Source organism: Vibrio sp. 1562, assembly GCF_033340155.1.
Classification (GTDB): domain Bacteria; phylum Pseudomonadota; class Gammaproteobacteria; order Enterobacterales; family Vibrionaceae; genus Vibrio; species Vibrio alginolyticus.
This window is the reverse complement of sequence record NZ_JAWOVY010000081.1, coordinates 1-1,346: the sequence shown is the minus strand read 5'-3', so window position 1 is coordinate 1,346 and position 1,346 is coordinate 1. Positions and strand designations below refer to the sequence as shown.

At 38.3% G+C, this 1,346-nt stretch carries 1 protein-coding gene and 1 pseudogene; both read left to right on the top strand.

From position 1 onward, the window contains the following. The coding region (locus R7Z49_RS23290) for an Lrp/AsnC family transcriptional regulator (RefSeq protein WP_318112105.1) at positions 1 to 246 on the top strand (246 nt) is incomplete at its 5' end. A gap of 456 nt (positions 247 to 702) precedes the next feature. Beyond that, positions 703 to 1,346 (top strand): annotated as a pseudogene (locus R7Z49_RS23285) (cadherin repeat domain-containing protein); the annotation flags it as partial.

The following is a 1,346-nucleotide window of genomic DNA, read 5'->3' as shown; positions in this document are numbered from 1 at the left end:
ATCGATCACTCAGAAGATTGGTATCACCATTTTGTCACAACAGTGAGTGATTTCCCTGAGGTGATGGAGTTTTATCGTATGGCTGGCGAGTATGACTACATGATGAAAGTGCTGGTGAAAGATATGAAGTGCTTTGACGAGTTTTATAAGCGCTTAGTGAATAGTGTAAAGGGGCTCTCTAACGTGACTTCAACATTTGCAATGGAGTCGATTAAATATACCACTGAGTTGCCAATTCGAAGCTAATCTAAGTTTACAGTTACTGGAATAATAGTTGTTACTGACGAGACATTAAAATGGAATGTAAGAGTGACATTATTCCAGTTTTAAAATACAAATCTCTTTTATTAAATATAAACGAGATTCGTTCTTGCTTTTATTTGTGTATTAGATAATTATGTTTTTCTAATCTGTTAATGTCTATACAGCATAGCCCGCCAAAAATTAACGCAATTTTTCTTCATTATTTTTCCTGTTTTATTTTGTTGAATATTCACTCTTTCTAAATTAATTAATTACATTAATTTAAACGTTTGCTTCGCGTTTTTTCGGGTAATTTTCTCGCCATTTATCAGAATTTATTTTTACCCTTAATATAGTAGTAAATACTTAAGTAATAAAGTCATCAACAATAGGGATAGCGATTAATAAAACATCGTATTATTATCTCGCCCCTTGAGATGTAACAAATTATTACTAAAAATGAACAGAAATTATTATTTGATTTTTCTTGCTGCTTTACTTGCTGGTTGCGGTGGAGGAGGTGACTCTAAGCCGAGCAATACAAGCTCTCCAACTTCTATCACGAAGCAGAGTCGTCCACAGCTGATTGTTGAAGATGCCTCGTTGCAGTTTGAGGGTGTGGGAACCATCACTCAGACACTATTGAGCAACGTTCGCGGCTCAGTATCTTACCAAGTCATTGATTCAAATCCGCCGAATGTGGTGAGAGTGAATGATTCGGGAGTATTTCAAATCCTGCGTCCAGGCACCGCGATAATTCGTGCAACAGATACCAGTTCTGTGTATGAATCTTCTGAAACGACGTTTTCGGTCACGGTTGAACGAGGTTTTAACAATGATCTTTCTGCCAGTGATTTAAGCCTAGTAGCACTCGATCCTGACGGGAAAGCTCTGACCGTGCGCGGGCAGAAAGGTAAACTGAGTTACCAAGTCGAAAGCGGGCAGAACCTCATTCGTGTTGATGATAACGGCGTTGTTTATTCTCTTGGTTCTGCGGGTCAGGCTTCTGTACTGATTTCCGATTCAGGTAACGACTTATATCTACCTAAGCAAGTTCGTGCAACCGTAACATTGTATGCGATAGGTGCTGAGCAACTTAAATT